Annotated in this window: 3 protein-coding genes and 1 pseudogene; 2 read left to right on the top strand and 2 right to left on the bottom strand. The window is 61.4% G+C overall.

From position 1 onward, the window contains the following. The coding region (locus tag Acor_RS41640; RefSeq protein ID WP_170317370.1) for an ATP-binding protein at positions 1–1,743 on the bottom strand (1,743 nt) is incomplete at its 3' end. 444 nt (positions 1,744–2,187) lie between these two features. On the opposite strand from Acor_RS41640, the gene Acor_RS41635 reads away from it, so the two are divergent. After that, positions 2,188–2,961: a transposase family protein gene (locus tag Acor_RS41635; RefSeq protein ID WP_155342270.1), complete on the top strand. Its 774-nt coding sequence runs from the start codon at positions 2,188–2,190 to the stop codon at positions 2,959–2,961. A gap of 73 nt (positions 2,962–3,034) precedes the next feature. On the opposite strand, the gene Acor_RS41630 is transcribed toward Acor_RS41635, so the two are convergent. Further along, positions 3,035–4,549 (bottom strand): phosphorothioated DNA-binding restriction endonuclease family protein, encoded by a 1,515-nt coding sequence (locus Acor_RS41630; protein WP_155342269.1) that lies wholly within the window; start codon positions 4,547–4,549, stop codon positions 3,035–3,037. Between the two features lie 706 nt (positions 4,550–5,255). On the opposite strand from Acor_RS41630, the pseudogene Acor_RS41625 reads away from it, so the two are divergent. Further along, positions 5,256–5,517: pseudogene (locus tag Acor_RS41625) on the top strand (DUF4041 domain-containing protein); the annotation flags it as partial.

Raw genomic sequence — 5,517 nt, 5'->3', positions numbered from 1 at the left:
CGTCTCACCGCGCCAAGCGAACGCCCGGACATACTCGGGATCCAGGCCGATGGCGGTGGTAAAGTCCGCCAGCGCCTCCGTGTATCGATTGAAGAGGTAGTGCTGATGTCCACGGACGCTAAAAGCGTGTTTTTGGGCGCTGGCGGGAAACCACTCCTCTTGGAGAAGGCGGCCGATGAATGATGAATGATCATTACTATCCGCATTCAACGCTGCCTGCAACTGCGGACCCCATAGCGCCAAGATCGCTGCGTCCGCGTCTTTTCCTACCTGGACGATCATATCGACCCATCGAAGTATGGAGGTGGTTCCCTTTCTATATGCCTCAACGACTAAATCTATGACCTCTGGAAGCGCGCCTACCGGGTCCGCACACAGGCGGTGATAACACTCCTCCAGAAGGTAGTCCTGCCACTTCTCATCACTCTGCTGGTCCTTGTCGGGCTGTCCAAGCTGCTCGCGCCATTCCTGGTAAGCACACGCCAGCCTGAGGTGAGCCGCATGCCACTCTTGCCGCGACTGATTACGGCTCAACCGGATCATCGGCTCACGAACCAGGTCGTGATACCGGCAGCCACTCACCGTCTGCGTGACGAAACTTTGGCCAAGCAGCCACCCGTACAGCTCCCCTAGGTTTGTGGTCTCCTCAGGTAGCAAGGTGGCAACCAGATCACGGTTCACCTGTCGCGGCAAGGCGGCGGCCAGCGCAAGCGAGCGTCGAATGGGATCACTTTCCCATTGCAGAAAACGTTCGACAAGGCTGCCTGAGGGGTCGCGAAGAGCTTCAGGTGCCGTTGGTGCTTGCTCTGCCAGCATCGCCACCGCCAAGGGCAGCCCTCCGGACACGGAGAGGATGACCTCGATCACTCGTTCGTCGACGATGCCCTTGTTCGCCAGGACCTGTCGTGCCTCTACGTCGGTGAATGCAGTGAGAGGCATATCGGTAAGCACACCGAAGTAGTCCGCCCAGCTACTCGGATCCAAGGGATGGCGCCCGGCGACCGTGATAATCATGTTGGCTGGCGCATCGCCGTAACGGCCAATCAGCACATCCCGAAGCCAGCGATCCAGGTAGGCGCCAGTTCGCTCGTAGGTATCGAAAAAGAGTGTTACTGGTCGGCGGAGTTGGTACAGCCCCTCAACGAAGAGCGGTGTGAGCTCCTCCTCCGGTGCAGTGAGCAGCCGTACGTCATCTCGCTTGTGCCGCTTCTGTAGAGCCCCAGCGCGCAGCCGATCGACGTTGTCGGCCACCGCCCCCGAATCCACCGCCTTGGCGACCATACCGCCACCCGGAATGGTCGAAGTTGCCGCATCCAGGGCCACCCGCACGACCGCTTTGGTCGCGATGGACGCGATTCCTTCGGCGGGATCAGACTCCGTGTCCACTTCGTGTTGATGTTGCCGATACGTCGAGTATCGCTGAGTAAAGCGCTTCATCCGGCCGCCCTGGAGCTCCAACTCCTGGGCCATCGATGCCATAACTTCGACGATGTTATAAGTCGACTCATCAACGCTGGTAGTGAACCAACGCTGCTCAGTCGCGGTTTGTCGGAGCCTGGCCAGGAGGAAGCTCTTTCCCACACCTCCATCACCGTGAATTGTGAATATGAAGCGTCGTGCATCGTCATCCACGGAAAGCGCAAGGTTGCTGAGAAAGAACGCCAACTCGCCTTCCCTGCCCACAAAACCCGCACGCTGGCGCCGCCGCACGATGTCCTGAAAGGAACGAGGGGTCTCCACCATGGCTACACCTCATCAAACTCCCGCATGGGACGCAATGGCTACACAAGCAGCGCCATGCCCGAAGGAAGACGTAACCTCCGGCCTGCTACACAGTTGATTGGTGGTGTTTCACAACGGTCCAGCGAGCTTGAAGCGGGGGCTTCTCAGCCCCCAGCCCCCCGTGTGCCGGAGCACTCGACCACGCGATTCCCTCTGTCACACCGTCTCGCCGTTCGCGTGGACGAGCACTCCGGAGCGTCCGCGCAGGGAGGGTCTTGCTAACGCTGTTGCTAACGACGACCTTGAACACGCCTGGACGCACGAAGACGGACCCTTTTTCATCCCCTGTTGCGGGCGGGCTGGTCACAGCATGATCGCGATGCTGGAGTTTGGCCCATGACGTAGCGAAGCCCCTGGTAGACGGGTTGATCACCACAATCCATCCGTTACCACCAGGAGCTTCGGGTGCTGTTCTATCGCGCTTCCGTCGATTTGTCGCGCTCGACGCTGAACTACGTGGCTGGGCTGATCCGCAGGCGGCGCAAGGCGATCGGCTCGATCTGGCGGCGGCTCAACCCCGGGCAGCAGGCCCTCCTGGTCTTGGTCTACCTGCGCAAAGGCGAGACATTCACCGAGGTCGGAAACGGTTTCGGGGTGTCGGCGGCCACCGCGTGGCGATACGTGGAGGAGACCGTCGCTCTCCTGTCCGCGCGCTCGCCGAAGCTGCCGGCCGCATTAGGTAAGGCCAGAAAGGACGGGCTGCACCTCCTGGTGCTGGACGGGACCCTCATCCGCACCGACCGGGTCAAGGCCGACCGCCCGTACTTCTCCGGCAAACACCGCGTTCGTGGGATGAACATCCAGGTCATCGCCGGTCCGGACGGCGCCATCGTGTGGACGTCGGGGGCGCTGCCGGGCAAGACACATGATCTGACCGCCGCCCGGATCTGGGGCATTCCGCGCGCATTGGACCGGGCCGGGATCATCACGCTGGCCGACAAGGCATACCAGGGGGCAGCAGCCGAGACGGTGATCACTCCGTACAAGGGCAAGAACAAGCCCGAATCTCAGAAGCGGGCCAATCGCTCCCACGCCCGGCTCCGCGGACCCGGCGAGCGCGCGAACACCCAGCTCATGAGCTGGCGCATCCTGCGGAAGCTACGGTGCAGCCCCAGCAAGGCCGGCCACCTGGTCAAAGCCATCGCTGTCCTTCAAAACCACCGAGTCGCCCAAGGATGAAAGGATTCACGGTCGAGCCGCTCCGGGCTGGTCAGAGGACAAGCATGGACGTGTAGGGATACCTCCGGTCTGACTACGGATCAGATGGTTTGAGTGACGGTCCAGTCAGGAAAACCTTGGTTCTATGCCAGGCGAAGTAGGGTTCACGCTGGGCGCTCCACTGGCTTGTCGTTCGGCCACGTAGGTGCCGATGGGCGTGGTCAAGAAGAGGTGGGTGCTTTTCGAGCGCCTTACTAAGCAGGATCCTTCCCTCTTCGGAGACCGTGATATAGCCGTGCTCGTAAAGACTGTCGCAGCCCAGGACGCAGGCGAGCATGGCGATATTCTCAAGGTCCCGACGTTCATGCTCTGTGCAACGGACGCGCTTCTTGATGTGCGCGGCGATGAGGAAGCGCTCAGGCAGTTCGGCTCCACACAGCGCGCATTCGGCAGGACCTCCTTGCAGGAGTAGCCGTCTTAGGACCGCTTGTTCACCACGCTGATCGGCTAGCGCGGCCCTAGAGAGTACGCCGTTGTAGATGTCCGGCGCGCGTTCGGGTGTCGACTCATCAGAGACCTGAGAAAGCAGGAAAAGCTGGCGCTGGGCTTCGATGCTCGCCGCGCTAGCCGCCAATCCGACGGCGTGCAACAGCGCGGTCTCATCCACACCATCGAAGTACAGCAGCAGGAGGGTATCGACGACCCGAGTAAGAGCTTCAGTTGACCTGGTGAAGAGCGTATGGACTGATTGGCTCAGGCCACCCGTAATTGGCGGTGTCGTACCGTTCAGCCAGTTCCGGCGAGCGTCCCCAATCCGGCCTTTGGCAGGGGGAACGGCGCTTAGCTCCCACAGCTCCGTGTTGGCGAGCGCAAGGAAAGGCAGGTAGGCGTTCGGGGCATCGTCGGGCTGGCCGAATCCGCTAATGAGTCGGTCGATCTCCGCTTTCGCCTCAGGCCAGGGCACCATGCGGCTCTGACCATGCTTGGTCCGACCGATTGCCCACAGTAGCGTCAATGGCTGGTGTCGCTTGGCTTCGCCGGTTGATTTTTGCGTATTGAGCTGCTCTACTGCCGCGATCACGGCGTTGATGTCAACATCCACCGCCGAGGTTTGGCCGTGTTCGGGGTTCAGAGACTCGGTTTCCTCGGGCTGCCCGTCGAGGGGAGTGATAGACGATGATGCGGCTGCCAGGTCATGGGCCAGCTGGTCAGCTTCGTCCGGCGAATAGCCGGGCACGCTGAGCCGGAGCCGGATCCGTTTAGTCTTGTTGCTGTTCTTGGATTGGCCGATCCTGGCTTGCGGAGTGGTCAGCATCCTACGCAGCTTCAAGGGATCAGGATGATCTGCAAGGCGGATGGGTCCGGAGATAATTCGCCGCTCCTCTTCTGGTAGATGACGGGTTTCCTTGGAATCGACCAGCGCGTCCAGCAGAACGGCGTCACGGTCCTGTAACCTTTCGACCAGCAAGGCCAGAGCTCTGTTGTAATCCCCGTTTCGCCTCTTGCCAGGGCGTCCGCTTGAGCTTTCCTGGATGAGAGCCAAGTACTTGCCTTCTCGCTCAACCGAGAACTCTGCGTTAAGGGCCTGATCACCGTCGTAGGGATGCATGCATGATGGCAGGATGAGCTGACAAGGACAGTCCGTAGCGGCGTACCGAGTGACGAACTGGGTGACAACGGCGACGCATGGCCGGAGACCTCTGGGGACCCAGATGAACGGTTCAGACTGCTTGACTTTGGGTCAACGGCATGTGGAGTGGTTGATCAGCTTGCCTGGGGGGCAAGGGGTTGCGGCAGGGCACTTGCAGGCCACACGCGACTGAGAACCGACGACAAAAGCTGGAAGACGGCTGAAGCCAGAAGCGCAGGTCACAGGAATCGTGGAGGCGTCATCGCTGATCAGGGCACCCAGCCATCTGTTCAAGCACAAGTAATTGCCCAGTGCTCCGCCATGAGCTTCGCCGCCGAGGGGTTGCCTGTCTATAAGTGACGGGGTCCTAGATTTATTGGCGGGCACTGTAAACCGATGAACTGTGGTGGCGGTCTTCCTTTGTGGCGCGTGTTGCCAGGGCCACGCGCGGCTCAAGGAGGGCGTGCCAATGGAGTACGGGTTCAACTCGCCGCCCGGGTGGCCGGTCCCGCCTGCGAACTGGCGTCCTCCGCAGGGTTGGCAGCCGGATCCTTCTTGGCCTCCGGCTCCGCCCGGTTGGGAGTTCTGGGTGCCTGTCCAGGCGTCGCCTCCACCTCCCGCGCCTCAGGCGTTGCCGCTCGCTCCTGCTTCTGTGCCCGTGCTACCGGAGCGAAGCAGCGGAGGGTTGTTTGGAGGCAAGAGGAAGCTGGAGGCGGAGAACGACGAGCTGCGCGCATGGGTCGAGCGTCTGGGTGGGATGGACGCCATGCGCGTCTCCGCGATGACCGAGGCGCTGCATGCCGAGTATCGAGGGCTGCAGACGGCTATCGCGGATGCTATGCGGCGTCTGCATCAGGTCGAGCGGCAGATTGTGCAGACGGAGGAGACAGCCCTGTTGCAGGAGGCTGGTGTCTACGAGTACCGGCACCCGCTGAGTGACGCGGTGG

This window comes from Acrocarpospora corrugata, assembly GCF_009687845.1.
GTDB classification, from domain to species: domain Bacteria; phylum Actinomycetota; class Actinomycetes; order Streptosporangiales; family Streptosporangiaceae; genus Acrocarpospora; species Acrocarpospora corrugata.
Note: the sequence above shows the minus strand (reverse complement) of the source record. Positions and strands in the feature narration are given on the sequence as shown.